This window comes from Ruminococcus flavefaciens ND2009 (assembly GCF_000621785.1).
Classification (GTDB): domain Bacteria; phylum Bacillota; class Clostridia; order Oscillospirales; family Ruminococcaceae; genus Ruminococcus; species Ruminococcus flavefaciens_C.
Map to the genome: position 1 here is coordinate 25,664 of NZ_JHXI01000007.1, position 19,493 is coordinate 45,156.

Below are 19,493 nucleotides of genomic sequence, written 5' to 3' on the forward strand. Positions count from 1 at the left end.
TTTCATTTTGGAATATCTGTCGCTCTAACAATCATGTCTTTCATTTATTAGACGTAAGACACCGGGATTTCTCTCACCTTTTCAGAACTGTCATTACACAGAAACCGAGCGCCCGAAAAAATCAGGCGCTCATTATGATCTCATTCCGACTCCTTCAGCTTCTTTTTGAAAAGCTTTGACATTGTTTCCCTGCCCTTTGAGGTGCTCAGGTCATCAAGGCTCATATCTCCCTTGAAAACCAGCTCCATGACGCCGATGTAAGCCTCTCCCAGGGCTGCGGTAATGACTCCTGCCGTGCCTGCGGAGATAGCTCCGCCAAGAATGGAGCCTGCTCCGGGGATAAGCTTGAGGATATTCGATACCACCGTCTTTCCCAGGACCGTAGCTCCTCCCGAGCCGATAGTGGAGGAGAGAAGGGCTGTGATTATGCTCTTGCTGACGTTAAATCCGAAGATGACTGTGATAGAAGCTATCATTCCGAGCTGTGTGGGTATCATCATCGCACAGTCGGCAAAGGGCAGAGGTGCAGCTCCCTCACCTGCTGCCGCAAGGGCTGCCGTCGCCACAGCCGCCTGTGCTCTCAGTTTTTTTGCCTTCAGTGAAGCTATCTGCACGTTCTGGAGGGTGTCCATGAGCTCCTCGGGGAGGGCTTCCTCCATCACCTGTATCAGCACGTCCAGACCGTAGGCGGGGGCAACTCCCAGCCCCTTTATCTCGTAGCTCTCCGCAAGGACGGGGACTACCTGTATGATGTCCAGATTTTCGTCAAGGAGGGTCTTTCTCATCTCCTGAGCATTAGCCTCCGAGAAGGACTGCGTCAGCACCACTATGATAGGCACCTGAGTTATCTCGTTCTCCTTAGAGATCTCTCTGAGCCACTGTATCTCCTCGGGCTCTATCCTGTTGGAGGCTGTATTTATGCAGTACCATATGCAGTGGATAGCCTCGTTTACGTCGTTGGTGGCAAGTCCCCTGCTGATGGTGTCGGTTATCTCCCTCTTGACCTCGTTCTGGACCTCCTTGCCCAGCTCGAAGCCGCGGGTATCGTATATGGAAAGGGGCACGCCCTTTTTGGTTATCTTCCTCATGTGGTCGGTGACGGGTCTGCCTATGCCTGTTTCCGCCAGCTTGTCGCGGAAAACAGCGTTTATGAGGGTGCTTTTGCCCACTCCCGTCTTGCCTGCCACGATGATATTGAGCCTGTTGAGGTTCTTTATCCTCTCAGAGATAGCGTTTATAGCGTCCTGAGCTATTTTGTTCACATCTGTAGTCATATACACATCTCCTTGCTTTCAGGAATACCCCGTTTTTTCAAAGTCATTATAACAGAATTGCCGTCAATAATCAATAGCAGAGGACAGTTTGTTATCAAATTGTCGCTTTTGGAGCAGTTCTGAAACCAAAATGTCAATAGGTCAGACCAATAGTCTCGCTTTAATACAAAAAGTATATATCAGTGTTGAATATACGGGATTTTGCATAGATTTATTGTAGATTTATTCATATTTATGTGTTATACTTATAAAAGACGCAGGTGTATCATTTGTAAAATATACAGTTGCGTATATTTTTATTGGAGAGGAAGGTACTTATGCAGAAAAATAAGGTCATCACAGGAAGGCTTACCGCAGCAGCTGTCTCGGCAGTCCTTGCGGCAGTATCGGCAGGAGGATATTTACTCCCTGCTGTTCAGACATTCCCCGCTGTCGCAGCAGATGCGTCGGATAGTGAAAGCTCCGGAGCAAAGCTGAGCATGGGTCTCTCCGCAGGAGGTTCAAAGATAGGCATTTCTTTCTATCTCAGCGCAGAGGGAGAGCCCTCGGATTATGATATTACTCTGGACGGCGCGTCAGCCACTCCACAGGTCACTGACAAGGGCTGGCTCATCACCGCCGACGAGTTTGCAATGAATATGAACAAAGCCCATACCATAAAGGTCTCAAAGAACGGAGAGGAGCTGCTCAGCAAGGAGGTCTCGGTCAGCGATTACCTCCACAGTCTCCTTGATGACAGCACTTATGCCTCGTATCACGACCTGGCAAAGGCTATGCTGAGATACGGCGGAGCCGCACAGACCTATTTCGGTGTGGACACGGACGACCTCGCCGACAAGGACATAGAGGGCGCAGACTACAGCGGCACTGCCATAGACTCGGATATATTCGACAAGGAAGCCTTCAACAGCAAGCTCAGCGGCACGGGCGTAAGCTATTACGGCATGAACCTTTCGCTCCGCTCGGAGACAAGGCTCACTCTTTACTTCAAAACAGATGATGACGCAGACGCCGAGGAGGCAAAGGCTTTCCTTGAGGGCTTCACCTTCGGCGGAAATACCGTCACCGCAGCTTCTGCCGGAAGCGGATACCTTACAGTCTCCGCCGATGTTCCCGCAACAGCTCTCGGCAAGGCTTATACCTTCACAAACGGCACTATTACTGAGGACTTCAGGCCTGTGCAGTATCTTGCAGCGGCAACTGCCCAGAGCGATACCGGGCTTGTTAACGTGTGCAAAGCGCTCTACGCCTACGGCAAGGCTGCCGAAGCTCAGAAGGACGAGCCCGTTACTCCCGACGAGCCACAGTGGCTCCTTGAGGAAAAGGGCAAGGTCCACAGCGGCGAGGCTACATACTATGACCTTGCTGATGACAACCTTGGAAATGCCAGCCTCAATGACGTAAGAGGCGACTATTACTACGCCGCCATGAACACCGCCGACTACAATACTGCTATGCTGGCAGGCGCCTATGTAGAGGTAACAGGTCCCAAGGGCAGCGTTGATGTCTACATAGTTGACAGGCTCCCCGAGGGTGCAAAGGGCGACATCGACCTTGACCCTGCTGCATTTGAGAAGATAGCCGACAAGGTTGACGGCAGAGTGCCTATAACCTGGAAGATAATCCCCTTCGATAAGGCTGAGACCGAGCCCATGAGCTACAGATACAAGACAGGCGCTACACAGTACTGGTTCGAGATGCAGGTCTTCAATCAGAAGTACCCCATCTATTCACTGGAGCTCCTACAGAACGGCGAGTATATCGAAGTTCCCCGTGAGGAATACAATTACTTCAATCTCAAGAAAGCAGTCGAGCCGGGTCCGTTCACATTCAGGATCACCGACATCTACGGTCACGTAGTCATCGAAGAGGGCGTTGACCTAAAGGACAACGATGTCACTCCCGTCAAGGGCACAAAGCAGTTCCCGGACTAAAAATACAGAACAGAGGTAAATCGATATGAAAGAAAAATACACAGCTCCCGAGCTTATCATGATAGAATTTGAATGTGAGGACGTCATCACCACATCCGTCCCCGAAGTAGATCCCGAAACAGGACTTCCCATATTATGAGTTCCTGTCAGAGCCTCCGCCTGACAGCAGATAAAAAGCTGCACTCCCGCCCTATCCGCGGAAGTGCAGCTTTTTTTCATTAAGACAGCAGTTTTTCGCTGTTTATCTGTCCTTATTCAAAGCAAACCTTGTCGATGAGAACAGCTGTATCATAGATAGAGTCGCCAACGTCTGTTACGCTGAATCTCATTGAGATATACTTGCCTGTGCACTGGCTTACGTCGATATTGACCTTCTTCCAGCCTGTCTCATAGCAGGTGCTGTCGCCGCCGTCAAAGTTGATACCGCTTACAGCAGTCCAGCTTGAAGTGTTTACGGATTCAAATGCTGCTCTGAGAACATTGTTGTCATTTACGTCATAGATGTCAGCAGTAAACTTGTCATCGAACTTTGAGCCTACGTACTCCATGGGCTCCTCGGATACGAAATTGTAGTAGAAGCTGAGTGTCTCTGCGCCCTCGGGGATCTTGAAGGTCTGTGAGAGGTAGCTTCCCTCTGTACCGCCGCTGATGTAAACATTCTCGCCGGAGCCTACACCTGTTGTGAGTATAGCCATATGGGAATTGCTGATAGTATCAATGGGTCCCAGCTTATTTACGACTCTTGCGTCGCCGCCCTTCTTCCAGCCGGGAATGAACAGGTTAAGATTAGTCAGAGGCCAGAGCAGCTTCTCATAATCGCCGTTGATAAGGTCGCCTGCGCTGATGAGTGCGTCATAGTCACCGTAAAGAACGGGAACACCGTTATGTCCGTCGTCGTCACCGTATGCTGTTTTGCAAGCATCAAAAGCATCTGCGCAGTTGTCGCCGTTGATCATATGATCAATGAAATCAATGGTGAAGGGAATAGCGTATGATGCATAGATACTATTGTGGAAGCCTACAACTGCGCTTGCACCGGAATCAATAAATGCGTCGCCCAGTCCGTAGAAATAATCGCCGTCTGCGCCGAAGCTCTGGCAGGTATTGAGAGCAACGACAGCATCGCTGAGCTTTGAGCCGCTGTAGCAGTCGCTGTACAGCTTGGGAAGGATGACATAGTAGGGATCATAGGAGTCCTCATCGATTATAACGCCTATTCTGTCCTCGTCCCAGTCGTGTGCATATGCCTCGAGATTTGTATCGGTGCAGATCTCGTTGGTGAGCATGATGGTCGTTGTTCCTATGTCATCAAAATCAGCATAGAGTCCGTGCATGATCATATAGATGACGTCGTTGCCGGAAAGCTGGTTCCTGAGCTCTGCAACTGTAACGGTATCATCGTACTTCACATCTGCTCCGAGATCTCTCCAGCTGTCGAAGAAGCTGTCGGTTACGGGAATATCAGGTGATACTGCGTTGAAAACGATAGCTTCAACGCTGCCTGAGGGAATGCCGTCGGCAAGAGGTCCGCTGAGCACCACGTCCGACTCGGACACTACTGTGGAGCCGCTGAGAGTAGCCTCGGTATTTCCGTCATCAAGTCTTACAAGGCTGATGATGCCCGAGGGATACTTGAATGTGAATACCTTGCTTGCCTCGTTATAGCGTATGCTGCCTTCCTTGATAAGGCTGAAGGGCTTGTTCTCTGTGCCGTTCTCTGAAAGGCTTTCAAGGAGAGCCTGTGTCTGGGCAACTCTGTCCTCAAGAGGGAGTGCGTGGAATTCATCGCTGTTTACAAGAGCGGAGATAGTGTTCTGTACCTCCTGTATGCAAGCCTTCTGATCGTCTGAGAAGGTCTCGTAAACTACAACAGTGATGTCATTGGAAACGATCTCTTCGCCGTCTGCAACAGCCTTTGCAACAAAGCTAAAGTCGTTCTTTGCGGAGATGTCAAGATCGAGCTTACAGCTGAATACGCCGTCACCCTGCATATCGTCGCCGCTTGTGCTGTATTTGCCGTCGTCCATCATAGCTGCCGCAACAGTATCGGATGAAGCGTCATAAAGTGAGACAGAGGTGACATCAAGCTCTGTCTGGGCATAGAAGTAAACTGTCTTGGTGCCTGTTCCCTTGCGTATCTCCTTCTCACTTGCCGAGAGGGCGAGATCTTCGTCGGGCTGGGGGGGATCCTTCTTCTCGGGGTCTATCACAACAGAAGTGAGAGCATAATTGCCGACAGCAGCAGTATAGTCCTCGCCCTTGTCTGCAACACGGCCCACAAATCCGAAGGTAACGCTTCCGCCTGCGGGGATAGCGTCGCTCCAGTAGGGGCTTGCCACGGTATATCTGCCGTTTTCGGGTGTACCTACTGTTCGTGCGTCCCAGAGATCGGTGATCTCGAAATTGGTGTCGAAGGAGAGAGTCCATGCCTCGATAGGAGCGTCGGTGGTGTTGGTTATGGTCACCTCGCCGCGCATACCTGTGTTCCACTCATCTGTATATGCAACAGAAACATCATAGCCCTCGGCAACGTCTACGCGCTCGCTGCACAGCTCGAAGGCTGTGGGAACTGCGATGTCCTCCTCGTTTGAGAGGATATAGCCGAAGTATACCGATGAATCGGGAGCTATCTCATAGTTCCAGCTGTTGTTCCTGATGACGTACTCTGAATCCTTATTGCTGTAGACCTGTGCGTTCCACATATTTGAGGGTGTGCCGCCCAGATCGTACTTGAGAGCCCAGTTTACGATGGACTCATCGCCTGTATTCGTGAGTGTTACGCAGATACTCTGTGCTCCTGTCCATGTCTTTTCAACGGAATATGTCACATCGAAGCCTTCATAGCTGTAGGTGGTGACATCTGCCGCAGCGCTGGCATAGATGGCACTTGGTACGAATGTTGTCATTACAGCTGCGGCAAGGATACTGCTCGCAGCTCTTCTGAAAAATTTGTTTGTTCCCATTTTTACTCCTTTGTTTAGTCAGTGTTTTGATAAGATAAATAAAATAAAAAGCGTTTGTACAAATAATGCGGCGCCCTTCGCGGAAAGCTTCAGAGCAGGAAAAACAAACAAATATAAACGGGTATAAATATAAAAAGCCGCAGTATATGACACCCGTTTCAGGGCAGCAATACCACAGCCGTCTCTCAGAATAGCTAACGCCTCATCATGCGTTATATATCACGCTCCTTATAGTAAAATAACGATATAGTTATACTTGGTGTATTTTCTTGCTGAGATGAATTCCGAGACTGGCAGTACATTTTCATAAAGCGCTGATTTCATTATATATGGTCGATTTCTCCTTGTCAACACCTTTCCGCAGCAAAACGTCATATCGCACAACCGCAAATGGTCTGACAGCTGTCAGATTATACAATCATGACAAAGCAATCGCCCTTATATGACAAAAAAAGCCGCGCAAAGCCGCATGAGCTCTGCGCGTAAACTGAAAAAGGAGCAATGGTTCAAGAGTGCGTTCCGCTGTTTTCTGAAAGGTTAATTACTGCGATATTGCCGTTGGGGTACCTGTATGAGATAACTGTTGAATCTGCTGATACGATTATGCTGTCCTTTAGTATGAGACTGCGGGGAGCGTTTTCCGTACCGTTTTCCGCAAGCTGAGTAAGGAGCCCGTACATCCCCGACGCCTTTTCGTCGGTGGTCATGGCTCTGAACTCCTCGGTCTTCATGTAATCGGTGACCGCACGGGTCACCTCCTTCATGTCGGAAACATCTCCCCTGTATTCCGTTTCCTGACTTATCAATGCATCCTCCTTCGCAGCACCGTCCGAGCTGTTGGTGTCATCGGGGGAATGAAAGGCGTTTCCCCCTCCCAACAGCTCATCTGATGTGCCTGTATATATTTTTCCTCCCGAAAGCATAGTGCCCCCAAGACTGTACTGCTTTTCCGGCGGCTCTGACATCACGGTCCCGCCGCGTATCACGCTTTTTTCGCCGCCTCTGTACATATAGTGCCCCAGTGTTCCCACTGCCAGTGCAGCTGCTGTCATGCAGGCTGCGGCAACACAGGTACGCCATATGGGCTTTTTTGTATGTTTCAGCTTCCTTTCCGGAGCTGCCTCTTCTATGAGGTCGTCGCTTATTTCACCGAGTGCCTCTAAAAACTGCATCTCATTCATATCCCCGCCCCCTCCTTTTCAAGGTATCTCTTCAGCAATTTCCTTGTTTTCTTCAATATGGAGGCAACCTTGTATTCTTTTATACCGCAGGTCTCCGCGATCTCGGATATGGGGCACATATACCAGTATCTCCGCAGAAAGATCACCCGCTCCGTTTCGGTGAGCTCCCGCAGGAACCTCTCCGCAAGATCCCTCAGCTCAAGCTTTTCCGTAATACCCGAAGTGCTGTCGGGCACACAGTCCCTGAGCTCGTCAAGAGCGACCTTTACGAAGTCACCGCCCCGCCTGGCGGCATTTCTTTTCTTATACATATTCAGCGCGGAATTCCTTACCAGCCTTGCGATGTAAGCCTTGAGATTTTCGGGCTTTTCCGGCGGTATGGTATCCCACAGCCTTAGATAGGTGTCATTAAGACATTCTTCCGAGTCCTCACTGTCATGGAGTATCCCATAGACGATAGTATTGCAGTAAGCGCCGTATTTGCTGCGGGTCTCGGCGATAGCGTCTTCCGAGCGACGGAAATAGAGTTCGATTATTTCCTGGTCTTCCATTGCTCTGCCTCCTTCACTTATATAGACAATTTTTTGGTGTGATAAAAAGTAGAATAAATGTGAATTTTTTGTAAATCTTGTACCGGGTCTTGTGAAAACGGAGCTGATGTAATAATTATACCACAACTCCGTACAATTGCAAGCCCCACTCACGCCTTGCAATAAAACCGAAGCAGTGATATAATAATATAAAACCAAGAGAAGGAGCGGGCAGAATGGACAAGCTTTCCGTACTAAAAGAATATTTCGGTCACAGGGCGTTCCGCAGCGGTCAGGAGGAGCTCATCGACCATATCCTGGGCGGCTGCGACGTGCTGGGTATCATGCCTACGGGAGCGGGAAAGTCCCTGTGCTATCAGGTGCCTGCCCTTATGCTGAGGGGTGTCACCATAGTCATATCTCCCCTTATCTCCCTTATGAAGGACCAGGTAAGCGCTCTCACCGCAGCAGGAGTCAGCGCCGCCTGTATCAACAGCTCCCTCACTCAGGAGGAGTATGCAGAGACCATGTACCGCGCCTGCCGCGGCGAATACAAGCTCATCTACATAGCTCCCGAACGCCTGGGCACCCGTGAGATAAGCAGCCTTGTGTCATCGGTGGAAATATCCATGGTCACCATCGACGAGGCGCACTGCGTCTCACAGTGGGGACAGGACTTCCGTCCAAGCTATATACATATTGCAGGATTTGTAGAGAGCCTACCCTGCCGCCCCATAGTCAGCGCCTTTACTGCAACTGCCACGGATACGGTAAGGGAGGATATAGTCCGTCTTCTGGGGCTGCGCGAGCCATTTACGCTGGTGACGGGCTTCGACCGCCCCAACCTATATTTTGCTGTGAAAAAGCCGCAGAACAAGTACAATGAGCTCCGCAGACTCATCGGCGATATGGAGGATAAATGCGGTATCGTTTACTGCCTCTCACGGAAAAGTGTGGAGGAGGTCTGCGAAAAGCTGTGCAGCGACGGCTTCTCCGCCACAAGGTACCACGCCGGGCTCTCCGACAGTGAAAGACGCGCCAATCAGGAGGACTTCATCTACGACCGCAAGCGGATAATGGTGGCGACCAATGCCTTCGGAATGGGTATAGACAAGTCCGACGTTTCCTTCGTTATCCACTACAATATGCCCAAGAACATCGAGAGCTACTATCAGGAGGCAGGCCGCGCGGGACGTGACGGCAGCCCCGCAAAGTGCATACTGCTGTACGGTCCATCGGACGTGCGCACCAATGACTTCATGATAGAGCGGAGCCGCGACGAGAACACCGAGCTATCCGACGAGGAAAAGGAGATAATGCTTGAAAGGGACAAGGAGCGGCTGAAGGAAATGACCTTCTATTCCACCGCCACAAGCTGTCTCAGAGAGTTCATGCTGCGGTATTTCGGTGAGAAAGCTCCCTCATACTGCGGAAACTGCTCCTGCTGTATCGACGGCTTCGAGGAGGCGGACATAACCGTGGACGCCCAAAAGATAGTCTCCTGCGTGTTCAGGGTAAAGCAGAAGGGCAGATACTTCGGCAAGGGCATGATAGTTGACATACTCAGGGGAAGCGAGAACGAAAGGCTGCTCTCACTGGGCTTTGACAGGCTCTCCACCTACGGCATCATGAGCGATACTCCCGCAAGGCGTATCCGCGCAGAGCTTGACCACCTTGCCGCTGAGGGCTATCTGGGCTTCAGCGACGGCGAATACCCTGTGGTGGAGCTCACCGCGCTCTCCGCAAAGCTGTTGAAGGAACGTATCCCCGTAACCATGAAGCTCCCCATAGAAAAAACGGAGAAAAAGAAGAAAAAAGACAGCGGTCTCACTCAGAACGAGACCCTGTTTGCAAAGCTCAGGCAGCTCCGAAGCAGACTGGCTCAGGAGGCAAGGGTGCCTGCATATATTGTTTTCACCGACGCCGCCCTGGAGGATATGTGCAGAGTGCTCCCCACCACCGCCGAGGAATTCCTGACGGTATCGGGTGTGGGAAGGCGCAAGGCTGAAAAGTACGGCGAGGACTTCTGTGCTCTCATAAGCGAGCACCTCAGAAGCGAAAATGACCACCGTGGAGGTACACTATGAAGAAAATACTTACCGCCGAGGACGACAGGGAGATAAACCGCCTTATCTGCGAATATCTCTCCTCTCAGGGCTATGAGACCATACCGGCGATGAACGGACTTGACGCAGTGCGCATGGTCCGCGAGCAGGAGGACATCTCACTGCTGATACTGGACATCATGCTCCCCTACCAGAGCGGCGACATGGTGCTGACAAAGATACGGGAGTTCTCGGATATTCCCGTCATAATCGTTTCCGCCAAGAGCGATACGCGCTCAAAGATAGACCTTATCCGCATGGGCGCCGACGACTATCTGACAAAGCCATTCGACCTTGACGAGCTACTTGTCCGCGTGGAGGCTGTGCTGAGAAGATATGACAGCGACGGCAGCCGAAAAAAGGAAGCAGAGGTGCTCACCTGCAAGAACCTGACCCTTGACATCACGGCAGGCACGGCAGCGGTCTGCGGCAGCATCATGTCCCTGACGAGCAAGGAATTCGCCATACTGGAGCTTATGCTGAAAAGTCCCCAGAAGCTTTGGTCCAAGGCGAACCTCTTTGAGAGCGTGTGGGGAGAGTCCTACATAAGCGACGACAAGACAGTTAAGGTGCACATGAGCAATATCCGCCAGAAGCTGAAAAAGCTTGACCCCGACACCGAGTACATCGAGACCGTCTGGGGCATGGGATACCGCCTCGTAACTTGACACTTTCTTTACCTTTGGCTTTACCTTTTCTGAACCTTTCCATGTTAGAATAAGGTCAGCAAAACGAAAGGAGGCGGCGCTATGGGCAATAGCGTTATAACAATGACCAATATCACCAAGCGCTTCAAAAAAGCCGAGGTGGTGAAAAATTTCAGCCTTGATGTAAAAAAAGGCAGTATTACGGGACTAATCGGTCCCAACGGTGCAGGAAAGACCACCATCATGAAGATACTTGCGGGACTTATGTTCCAGACCTCGGGAGAGCTGAGCTTCTACGGCAGCCGCGATGACCTGGACCTGAACCGCAGACGCATGAGCTTCATGATAGAGGCTCCCATTGTGGACTACAAAATGACCGCATATGAGAACCTGAACTATGTGCGCTATGTAAGGGGCTATCCCGACAAAAAGCGTATAGATGAGGTGCTGGACATCGTTGGTCTGAAGGACACAGGCAGGAAGAAGGCTCTCAAGTTCTCCCTTGGTATGAGGCAGAGACTGGGCATCGCAATGGCTCTCCTCACAAAGCCCGAGGTCCTGGTGCTGGACGAGCCCGTCAACGGTCTTGACCCAGAGGGCATAGTAGAGGTAAGGCATATACTGCAAAAGCTTTCGGAGGATCAGGGCGTCACCATACTCATATCAAGCCACCTGCTGTCCGAGCTTTCTGAGCTATGCACGGACTTCTCCATAATCAACAAGGGACAGCTTGTGGAAAATCTCAGCCTTGAGGAGCTTCACGACAGGTGCCGCAGCCACATAGTGCTGAGGACAAACAACACCGAAAAGACCGCAGCCGTGCTTGAGGATAAGCTTTCCATCGGCAGCTACAAGGTGCTCCAGAGCGGAGACATCGAGATATATGAGCAGCTTGACGCTGTGGAGCGTATTTCAAAGACCGTTACCGACAGCGGCTGCATAATCACCAAGCTTTACGAATCGGGACAGTCCCTTGAGGACTATTATCTTGAAAAGGTAGGTGGCAGCCATGAGTAATTACATAAAAGCAGAGCTTTACCGCATAACAAGAGGAAGAAGCGTATTGGCATACATACTGTTTGGTTTTATGTTGCTGGCATTAGTATTTGGCACCTTCATGTCGGATCCTCTTCACCCCAGCTATAAGGTGGCAGCAGGCAGCTTTCCGATTATGGCTTGTATGATGACAATGTGTGCAGGATCACTATTAGGAAAGCATTACACAAACCGCACTGCACACTACGAAATAATGGACGGCGCAAATGTCCACAAGCTCATATGGTACAGGATCATAGTATATACATCGCTTCTTACGGTGCTGTACTTTATCCCCCTGAGCCTGATAATGCTGATATATTCTCATAATTTGAAGACGATCATGGCTATCGCGCTGCTTTATATCGTTTTTCTGAGGATGACAATGTTTGTCATCGGCATATCCATGACGATAAAGACAGGGGAAGGCATTGTTTTAGCGTATGTCAGGATAATTCTTGAGAGTATCGTCTCAATTCTGGGACTTGCTTCAAATGAAGACGCAGTTATCTCAATGTCAGATACTGCTGTTGCCCTATTCGGGTGGTTTCCGGCAACGGAATGTACACTTGTTGCAAACGGCTGCCTCAGCGGAGGGCTTGTGGCAAAGGCGCTCATCGGCTTTATCATCGAGTTTGCGATAATGTACGCTCTCGCCTATACTTCTCACAAGAGAAAGTGGTATGTAAGGACTACTATCGGCGGTCACGTTTAAAATCACAGATCAGGAAAAGGAGGTTCACGCTATGGAAATTTTACTTGGAGCAGTCTGCGTGTGCCTCATTGTGCTTTCGGCAGTGCTGCTGCGGAAATATCTGTCCGTAAAGCGTAATATCCGCAGCTTCTCACAGGAGCTTGAAAAGCTGAAGGACAGCGGCTACAGCCAGCCTCTGAAGGTGTCGGACTTCGATAAGGATATAGTGGAGCTGGCGGTAAAGGTCAACGAGCACACCGACATACAGCGGAAACTTGCCATGGAATACGATGAGAGCAGGCGTCAGCTGAACACAGTAATATCCGGTATCTCCCATGACTTCCGTACGCCGCTGACTGCTTCCCTGGGCTATTTGCAGATGATAGAGAAAAGCGGCGGACTTACGGGAAAAAGCTCAGAATATCTCAGTATCGCCATGGAGAAGAACCGCTATCTAAAGGAGCTCTCCGACGAGTTTTTCGAGCTCACAAAAACAGAGAGCGGAGGCGAGGAGCTTGCCTTCGAGGAGGTAAATCTCAGCAATCTCCTGACGGAAGCAGTTCTGGAGCAGCACTCCTGGATCTCAGCGCGTAACATCGCTGCGGACTTTTCCATATCCGAGGGTATAATGACAGAGACCGACAGGCACTGCCTTACAAGGATACTCAGCAACCTTATGTCCAACTCCGAGAAATACACAGTTGACCGCTTCGGCGTTACGCTGAGCCGCAGTGATGACCATATAAGGCTCCGTGTGGAGAACACCGTTGCGGACAGCGAGTCCGTGGATACAGACAGAGTCTTCGAGCCCTTTTACCGCATGGCTTCACGGACAACAGGCGGCTCGGGACTGGGGCTGTATGTGGTGAAGCTGCTCTGCAACAGGCTCGGCTGGGACGCAAAAGCAGAGATGAATGGGAATATCTTTTCCGTCGAGATAATAATATGAAAAGCCGTATGGTCGGGAATGTTATCTATGATTTGAGTGAATAGTGATTAGTGAATAGTGAATAGTTGTGGTGTCGCCTTCGGCGACGTTATTTAAATAATGTGAGCGCAGCGAACACATTAACTAATCACTAACCACTATGCACTAATCACTATTAGCGCTTGCGCTAATAGTGATTTTCTCAATAAATAATGCCGAACTATTGCAATCTATGGAGGGCTGTGCTATAATGAAGGCAGACAGCAATGCACCAAAAATCAAGAAAGCAGGTGAACGCAATGAAAATCAAAAAGATCACAGCTGCATTTACAGCAGCGGCACTTCTCCCCTTCTCCACAGGTATTATACCCATGTCCGCAAATGCCTTCAGTTCAGACCCCGACAGTGATGAATACGCCCCCGAATGGGTACCCGATGACCTTGAGTCTGCTATCGGATTCTGCAACACCTACGGTGCTACACATTATGAGAACGGCTATCTCTGCATTGTTTTCCCCGAGGATATAATGACAGGTCCCGCCGACTCCATCGGTAAGGAACGTTACAGCTTCGAGACAGAAGGAAATGCAATGCTTGAGGTGGGACGCAAGAAAATACTCGGCAAAATGTTCAAAGACTTCAATGTGCAGGTATACCGTGCATGGACCGCAGGTGACTTTGAAGCTTCCGTTATCGACACATGGGCACAGCCCTCGGATCCCAATAAGGGTATCACCAATGAAGCTGCACACTATTCCTTCTCCGTTGACGAAAACTACAATATCACCGAGACCGATATACTCGGCTGGGCTCCCGACTGTCCTGCTGAGTTCAGCAGGTACGTTGAAAAGAACGGTCAGCTCTCCGTAAAGGATAACTGTGCTGTGTTCTGCCTTACATATAACAGCGGAACTCCCGATGAATGGACGAGGACAGAATACGACGGTGACTGCTTTGTGCTTAAAGATGTGCTGTCGGCAAATGTGACCGAGGATAATATCAGAGACGGCGGCGAAATCAGCAACGTCTATGTTTACGAGGCGGTAAAGGACGGCTATAGCAAGATCTCCTACGGCTGCGCTCCCGTTTACAGCTCATCGGCGCCTAAGGAGACCATAACCGCAGACTGCGTCGTGCTGGATAACGCACAGACCGTTCTGCTCTCAGGTGACAGAAGGATAACCGTTAAGGACTACGAGAGCGGCAAGCTCATTGACATTGAAAAGAACAAGGGCTTTTCTGTAAATCAGATAGTCAATACTCCCGGCAGCGCTCCAAAATTAGCGGATATTACTTCAAATCCCTGTATAGTCCGCAATGTGGAGTATTTCCTTGACGATACGACTTTTTTGATGACTCCCGACGGCTTCTCTGTTCCAACTTTTCCTGATACAGCCCTCACTGCCGAGGATCACAAGGAAGTCACAAAGTACGACAACGGCGCTGAGGACATCGTATACAAGGTAATTGCTGAGCCCACGGGTGATGTGAACGGCGACGGCTACCTCACCATCGCAGATATGCTCCTTATGCAGAAATGGCTCCTGTCAGGCTCTGATACGGAGCTGGCTGACTGGAGGGCAGGCGACCTGAACAAGGACGAAGTCATCGACGCTTTCGACCTCGTTCTCATGAGAAAGGCTATTATCAGCAAGCCTGTGGCTCCCGTTTCGGTGAGCATTACACAGACAGGCGGAATAATGGGCGTTCATAACGAATGGAAGATATATCAGGAAGACGGAGAATATAAGCTGTCCGCTCCCGCGCACAACGGAGACTACAATAATGATGTAAACCTGATCTATAATATAACCAAACAGGATTACAGCAGTATCATGTCTGAGAACTACGCAAAAATAATTGAAGAAGGCGCAAATGACACGGGGCTCCTTGTTAACGACGGCTTCGCATATCACTATGTGATAACCTATGCAAACGGTGATACTGCCGAAACAACACGCTCATTCAGCGAGGTGGCACTCAAGCTGCGCGATCTGACCTATAAGTATCAGGAGCAGTAATACCACCAGAGGAGTTTTTAATGAAGCAGAAAACAAGCAACGATATAATTGAATTCAGTCTCCTTGCCCCACGCAGGGAGGCTCCCTCTTTCAGGCTGGGAGAGTGTGCCGTAAATGACCTGTCGGTGGACTTTCTGGCGGAGAAGATAACGGGCAACAACACTGAAAAGACCACGGTGATGAAGATACTGGCAGATATGCCCATAAGCGCCGAAACTGTCAGCTACAGAAGCAGTATCTACGCGGAGCTCCGCGATGACAGCGAGCTCTGCGAGAAGCTCTATGAAGTCTTCGACGCCATGCGTTTCTACATAAACGACCGCCCCATGCAGATAGGCGGCGCTTCCACTATATGGGAGTTTCTCACCCGTCTCCGCTCACTGGAGAGCTACATAAACTCGGTGCTGAAAATAAAGGAGCTCATCAGCGGACGCACCTTCCGCTCAGAGGGACTCAGACGCTTTGCAGAGTATGTCAGCAGCATCTACACCGACAGCGGATTTGATGAGCTTTCCCAGGACATTTCAGGTATCGCCGAGGAGTTCGAGACCGTAAGGAGCATGACTATAGGCGTCAACTTCAACCAGGATTTCTACCCCGAGGAAGTTGGGATAGTTTCACTCAACAGATTCTATTTCGGCGAGCAGAGCGTGCTGAAGCGCTTCATACAGTTCCAGCGGAAAAACCAGGTCACGGATAAGGACCTGTTACCGTTCACTATGGAGATACCACACGACAGCCTCAACAGAGCCGCCCGGAAGGTGGGCAGACCTACTCCCAATGGAGCGGCAAAGGACAGTCCTCTCATGCACAACCTGACCACCATAATCGAGCGTATGCTGCCCGCTTCGGTTTCGAAGCTGAAGCGCATACTCAACAGGTATGTGGACGTCAGCGGAATAGCTCTTGCGGAGCTTGCTGATGAGTTCCTGTTCTATCTGCGGTTCATAGAGCTGGAGAAGAAGCTGAACGCCGCAGGTCTCCCCACCTGCATTGGAGAACCCTCGGAAAAGGATACGGACTTCCATGACCTTTACAACGTGAAGCTGGCTATATGCCGTACTCTCGGCACAGTCAGCGAGGATATAGTCTGCAACGATATTTCCTTCACCTATGACAAGACCGTTCAGATACTGACGGGTCCCAACCGCGGCGGCAAGACCATTCTCACCCAGGGCATAGGGCTTGCCTTCCTCATGTATCAGTGCGGCGTGTTCGTGCCTGCCGCCTCAGCGTCGGTGGAGCTGTGCACGGGTATCTACACCCACTTCCCCGTCGAGGAGGAGCGCACGGTATCACTGGGCAGACTGGGTGAGGAGGCAGCCCGCTTCTGCGAGATAAGCCGAAGTGCGGACAGAGGCAGCCTTGTGCTGCTGAACGAGTCCTTCGCCACCACCAGTCACACCGAGTCGCTATATATCGCGGAGGACGCCATCAGGTACCTCTGCTGTCTGGGCGCAAGGACTGTCTTCAACACCCATATGCACGAGCTTGCGGCGGAGGCTGACATCTTCGGCGAGACAGAAAAGGCAGTCTGCAAGGCGGTCAGCATGGTAATGGAAAATGACAACGGCAGGCGTTCCTACAAGGTCAGCTACAAAAAGCCCGACGGCAAGAGCTACGCCCGTGAGATAGCCTACAGCTTCGGCATAACCTTCGACCAGCTCATGGATAATCTCAGTGCAAAGGATGACAGCCATGTCACTTCAGACAATGATATTCAGAATGATGTGCAAGCGCAGCGATGACGCAAGAGACAGGGGGCTCACCGTCCCCGATGGGGTGGAGTGCTTCTGCAATATCAGATACGGGAAAGACAAAAAGTACGGACTTCTGGACGTTTACCGTCCGAAGAATACTGCGGGAGCTGTCCCCGTCATCGTGAACTTTCACGGCGGCGGCTGGATATACGGCACCAAGGAGACCTACCGCTTCTACTGTATGTCACTGGCTGAGCAGGGCTTTGCCGTTGTGGATCCAAGCTACCGCCTTGCACCGAAGCACCGCTTTCCTGCCGCCTTTGAGGATATAAACGATGTGTTCCGATTTGTACTTGACAACGCCGGAAAATATGGCTTTGACACCGCTGCGGTCTTCGGTCTGGGAGACTCCTCGGGCGCTGCGGGCATGGCTGCCTATGCAGCTGTACTCACCTGCCCCGGACTTGCGGAGGAGTTTCCCGTAACTCCTCCCGAGGGACTGAAGCTGAGAGGACTTGGTCTCAACTGCGGCACCTATACTGCAAAGGGAAGGGCGGATTTCTACATAAACACGCTTCCGAAGAACGACCCTGAGAAGGTTCTTGAGCTGCTCCATACCGTTGACCACATCACCGCGGACTATCCTCCCTGCTTCCTTATGACTGCCGCAGATGATTTCATGAAGGACCAGCAGGCGCCTATGGAAGAGGCTCTCAGGGCAAAGGGAGTACGGTTCGTGTCGAAGCTCTACGGCGATGAGAGCAACAGGCTGGGACACGTTTTCCACTGCAATATCAGGGACAAAAATGCGGCAGAAGCCAACAAAGAGCAGCTTGAGTTTTTCAGAAGCTGCATAGAATAAAGGTAAACGGCACCATACGTTTTGCAGGTGCCGCTTTTTTTATAAAAAGAAAAGCCGACATTACGTCGGCTAAAAAAGAGAGGGGTCAAGATATTTCTTCTACTCTTACATTTGAGATGTACACAGTTGCTGTGGAACCTCTGTGTCCAAGGTTGAACTCCAGTCTGCCGTTGGGGTCGTCCTTGTCCTTCATCTCAAATTCATAGGTAAAGGTCTGTTTTTCGGGTGTTACTGTAAGCTTTGTATCCTGTAAATAACGTATCCAGCCTGCTGTGGGAGCCGAAACGCATACAACTATATCGCGCTCCTCATCGGCATAGGCGTCAAATGTGGCTCTGTACTTCTTGCCCTTTATCATGGGAAGCTCGGGCTGCACCAGCTGTACGGAGTAGTCCTCCGTGCCCTCAGCCTCAGAGCTGATGACAATCATGTTGTCCCTTATCTCGGCACTTCCCTCGCCGCCGTTAAAGAGCAGGAATTTCCAGTTCACATCGTCGGTGAGATCCTCGTCCTCTGAGAAGTCGCCGTTATAGATGAAGTTTCCGTCCTCAAGCGCCTCGCGGTAGGTCTTTTCGGGCTTGGTGACATTGGTATCGTACTCGGGCTTCTGGTAAACTCTTACATAGTCCACCTCGAACTCTGCCTTATCGAAGTCTGTGGTCTCGTCGGGATCTCCGGGCCATACACCGCCTACTGCCAGATTCATCTGAACGAAGAAGGGCTGATCGAAGGGAGCGGGATAAGGCTTGTCGTCCTCGCCCTGTACGGCTGTGAACCAGTCGTTGGCGGTATTGTAGAGGTTTCCGTCGATATACCAGCGTATCTCGCCGGGCTCCCACTCTACGGAATACTCATGGAAGCTGTCTGCGTAGGTCTGACCTGTCAGTCCCCAGGTGCCCTGCTGCTCGCCGTGTGGCTCACCGTAGTGAAGTGTACCGTAAGCGGTGCTGACATCGTTTCCAAGAACCTCCATAATGTCTATCTCGCCGCACTTCGGCCACTGACCATAATAGCTCTCGTCCTTGGGCATCATCCATATAGCAGGCCAGAGTCCCTGTCCTTCGGGCACCTTGGCACTGACAACTACCTTACCGTAGGTGAAATCGGTCTTGTTCTGACCTGTGACCTTGCCGGAGGTATAGTGTGCTCTGCCGTTGTTCTCGGTCTTTATAGCCTTGATGACCAGCTTGCCGTCACGAATGAAAACATTGTCCGTGGAGGTGGTATACTCCTGGAGCTCCTCGTTGGTCCAGCCGGGCTCATGGGGCTCGTAGTTCCACTTTGCCATGTCCAGGTCGCTGCCGCTGAATTCGTCGTTCCAGAGAAGGTCATAGCCCTCTATTTCGGGAACGTCCTCCTCAACAGCTGCGGCAGTAGTCTCAGCCGCTGTGGTCTCGGGAGCGCTCTCGCTGACCGAGCTTTTGTTATTGTTTCCGCAGCCGCTTGCAGAAGCTAAAATCGAAACAGCCGCAATAAAAGATAATACCTTGAATTTTTTCATATTTACTCCTCCCTGAATACGGGCTTTATTCTATCTTGGCATTATTATAACTTTTCACGCTGAAAAATGATAGCAAAATGCGGAGAAATATAGTAATCTGATGATATAACAAGTTTTT

General features: G+C 50.7%; 14 protein-coding genes. 9 read left to right on the plus strand and 5 right to left on the minus strand.

Annotated features, from left to right (window positions below; translation table 11 throughout):
- Positions 1 to 140 precede the first annotated feature (140 nt).
- Positions 141 to 1,274, minus strand: coding sequence for a YcjF family protein (locus tag T488_RS0100130; protein ID WP_028519046.1), 1,134 nt, complete (start codon positions 1,272 to 1,274; stop codon positions 141 to 143).
- Between the two features lie 317 nt (positions 1,275 to 1,591).
- Here T488_RS0100130 and T488_RS18430 point away from each other — a divergent pair, with 317 nt between their 5' ends.
- The gene (locus tag T488_RS18430; RefSeq protein WP_051536039.1) at positions 1,592 to 3,208 is read left to right on the plus strand and encodes an expansin EXLX1 family cellulose-binding protein; all 1,617 of its coding nucleotides are present in this window, start codon (positions 1,592 to 1,594) and stop codon (positions 3,206 to 3,208) included.
- Positions 3,209 to 3,459: 251 nt separating this feature from the next.
- Here T488_RS18430 and T488_RS0100145 read toward each other — a convergent pair whose 3' ends face one another.
- From T488_RS0100145 to T488_RS0100155, 3 genes are all read right to left on the minus strand, one after another.
- Entirely contained in the window at positions 3,460 to 6,171 is a 2,712-nt protein-coding gene (locus T488_RS0100145; RefSeq protein WP_028519047.1) for a cellulose binding domain-containing protein, read from the minus strand.
- Positions 6,172 to 6,677: 506 nt separating this feature from the next.
- Positions 6,678 to 7,352 (minus strand): hypothetical protein, encoded by a 675-nt coding sequence (locus T488_RS0100150; protein ID WP_028519048.1) that lies wholly within the window; start codon positions 7,350 to 7,352, stop codon positions 6,678 to 6,680.
- On the minus strand, positions 7,349 to 7,903 hold the full coding sequence (locus T488_RS0100155) for an RNA polymerase sigma factor (RefSeq protein ID WP_028519049.1): 555 nt from the start codon (positions 7,901 to 7,903) through the stop codon (positions 7,349 to 7,351). Before T488_RS0100155 ends, T488_RS0100150 begins: the two co-directional genes overlap by 4 nt.
- A 215-nt stretch (positions 7,904 to 8,118) precedes the next feature.
- Here T488_RS0100155 and recQ point away from each other — a divergent pair, with 215 nt between their 5' ends.
- The 8 genes from recQ (at position 8,119) to T488_RS0100195 (ending at position 17,874) form a co-directional block, all read left to right on the plus strand.
- Complete coding sequence (recQ, locus tag T488_RS16495) at positions 8,119 to 9,969, plus strand: DNA helicase RecQ (RefSeq protein WP_037296613.1); 1,851 nt, start codon at positions 8,119 to 8,121, stop codon at positions 9,967 to 9,969.
- Entirely contained in the window at positions 9,966 to 10,655 is a 690-nt protein-coding gene (locus tag T488_RS0100165) for a response regulator transcription factor (RefSeq protein WP_028519050.1), read from the plus strand. The genes recQ and T488_RS0100165 overlap by 4 nt, the downstream gene beginning before the upstream one ends.
- Positions 10,656 to 10,736: 81 nt before the next feature.
- Complete coding sequence (locus T488_RS0100170) at positions 10,737 to 11,651, plus strand: ABC transporter ATP-binding protein (protein WP_028519051.1); 915 nt, start codon at positions 10,737 to 10,739, stop codon at positions 11,649 to 11,651.
- On the plus strand, positions 11,644 to 12,384 hold the full coding sequence (locus tag T488_RS0100175; protein WP_028519052.1) for a hypothetical protein: 741 nt from the start codon (positions 11,644 to 11,646) through the stop codon (positions 12,382 to 12,384). The genes T488_RS0100170 and T488_RS0100175 overlap by 8 nt, the downstream gene beginning before the upstream one ends.
- 31 nt (positions 12,385 to 12,415) lie before the next feature.
- Positions 12,416 to 13,312, plus strand: coding sequence for a sensor histidine kinase (locus tag T488_RS0100180; protein ID WP_028519053.1), 897 nt, complete (start codon positions 12,416 to 12,418; stop codon positions 13,310 to 13,312).
- Positions 13,313 to 13,590: 278 nt separating this feature from the next.
- Positions 13,591 to 15,312, plus strand: coding sequence for a dockerin type I repeat-containing protein (locus T488_RS0100185; RefSeq protein WP_028519054.1), 1,722 nt, complete (start codon positions 13,591 to 13,593; stop codon positions 15,310 to 15,312).
- Between the two features lie 20 nt (positions 15,313 to 15,332).
- On the plus strand, positions 15,333 to 17,060 hold the full coding sequence (locus tag T488_RS18435; protein WP_051536041.1) for a MutS-related protein: 1,728 nt from the start codon (positions 15,333 to 15,335) through the stop codon (positions 17,058 to 17,060).
- Positions 17,011 to 17,874, plus strand: a complete 864-nt coding sequence (locus tag T488_RS0100195; RefSeq protein WP_051536044.1) for an alpha/beta hydrolase — start codon at positions 17,011 to 17,013, stop codon at positions 17,872 to 17,874. Before T488_RS18435 ends, T488_RS0100195 begins: the two co-directional genes overlap by 50 nt.
- Before the next feature lie 85 nt (positions 17,875 to 17,959).
- On the opposite strand, the gene T488_RS0100200 is transcribed toward T488_RS0100195, so the two are convergent.
- Positions 17,960 to 19,375 (minus strand): family 16 glycosylhydrolase, encoded by a 1,416-nt coding sequence (locus tag T488_RS0100200; RefSeq protein WP_028519056.1) that lies wholly within the window; start codon positions 19,373 to 19,375, stop codon positions 17,960 to 17,962.
- Positions 19,376 to 19,493 lie beyond the last annotated feature (118 nt).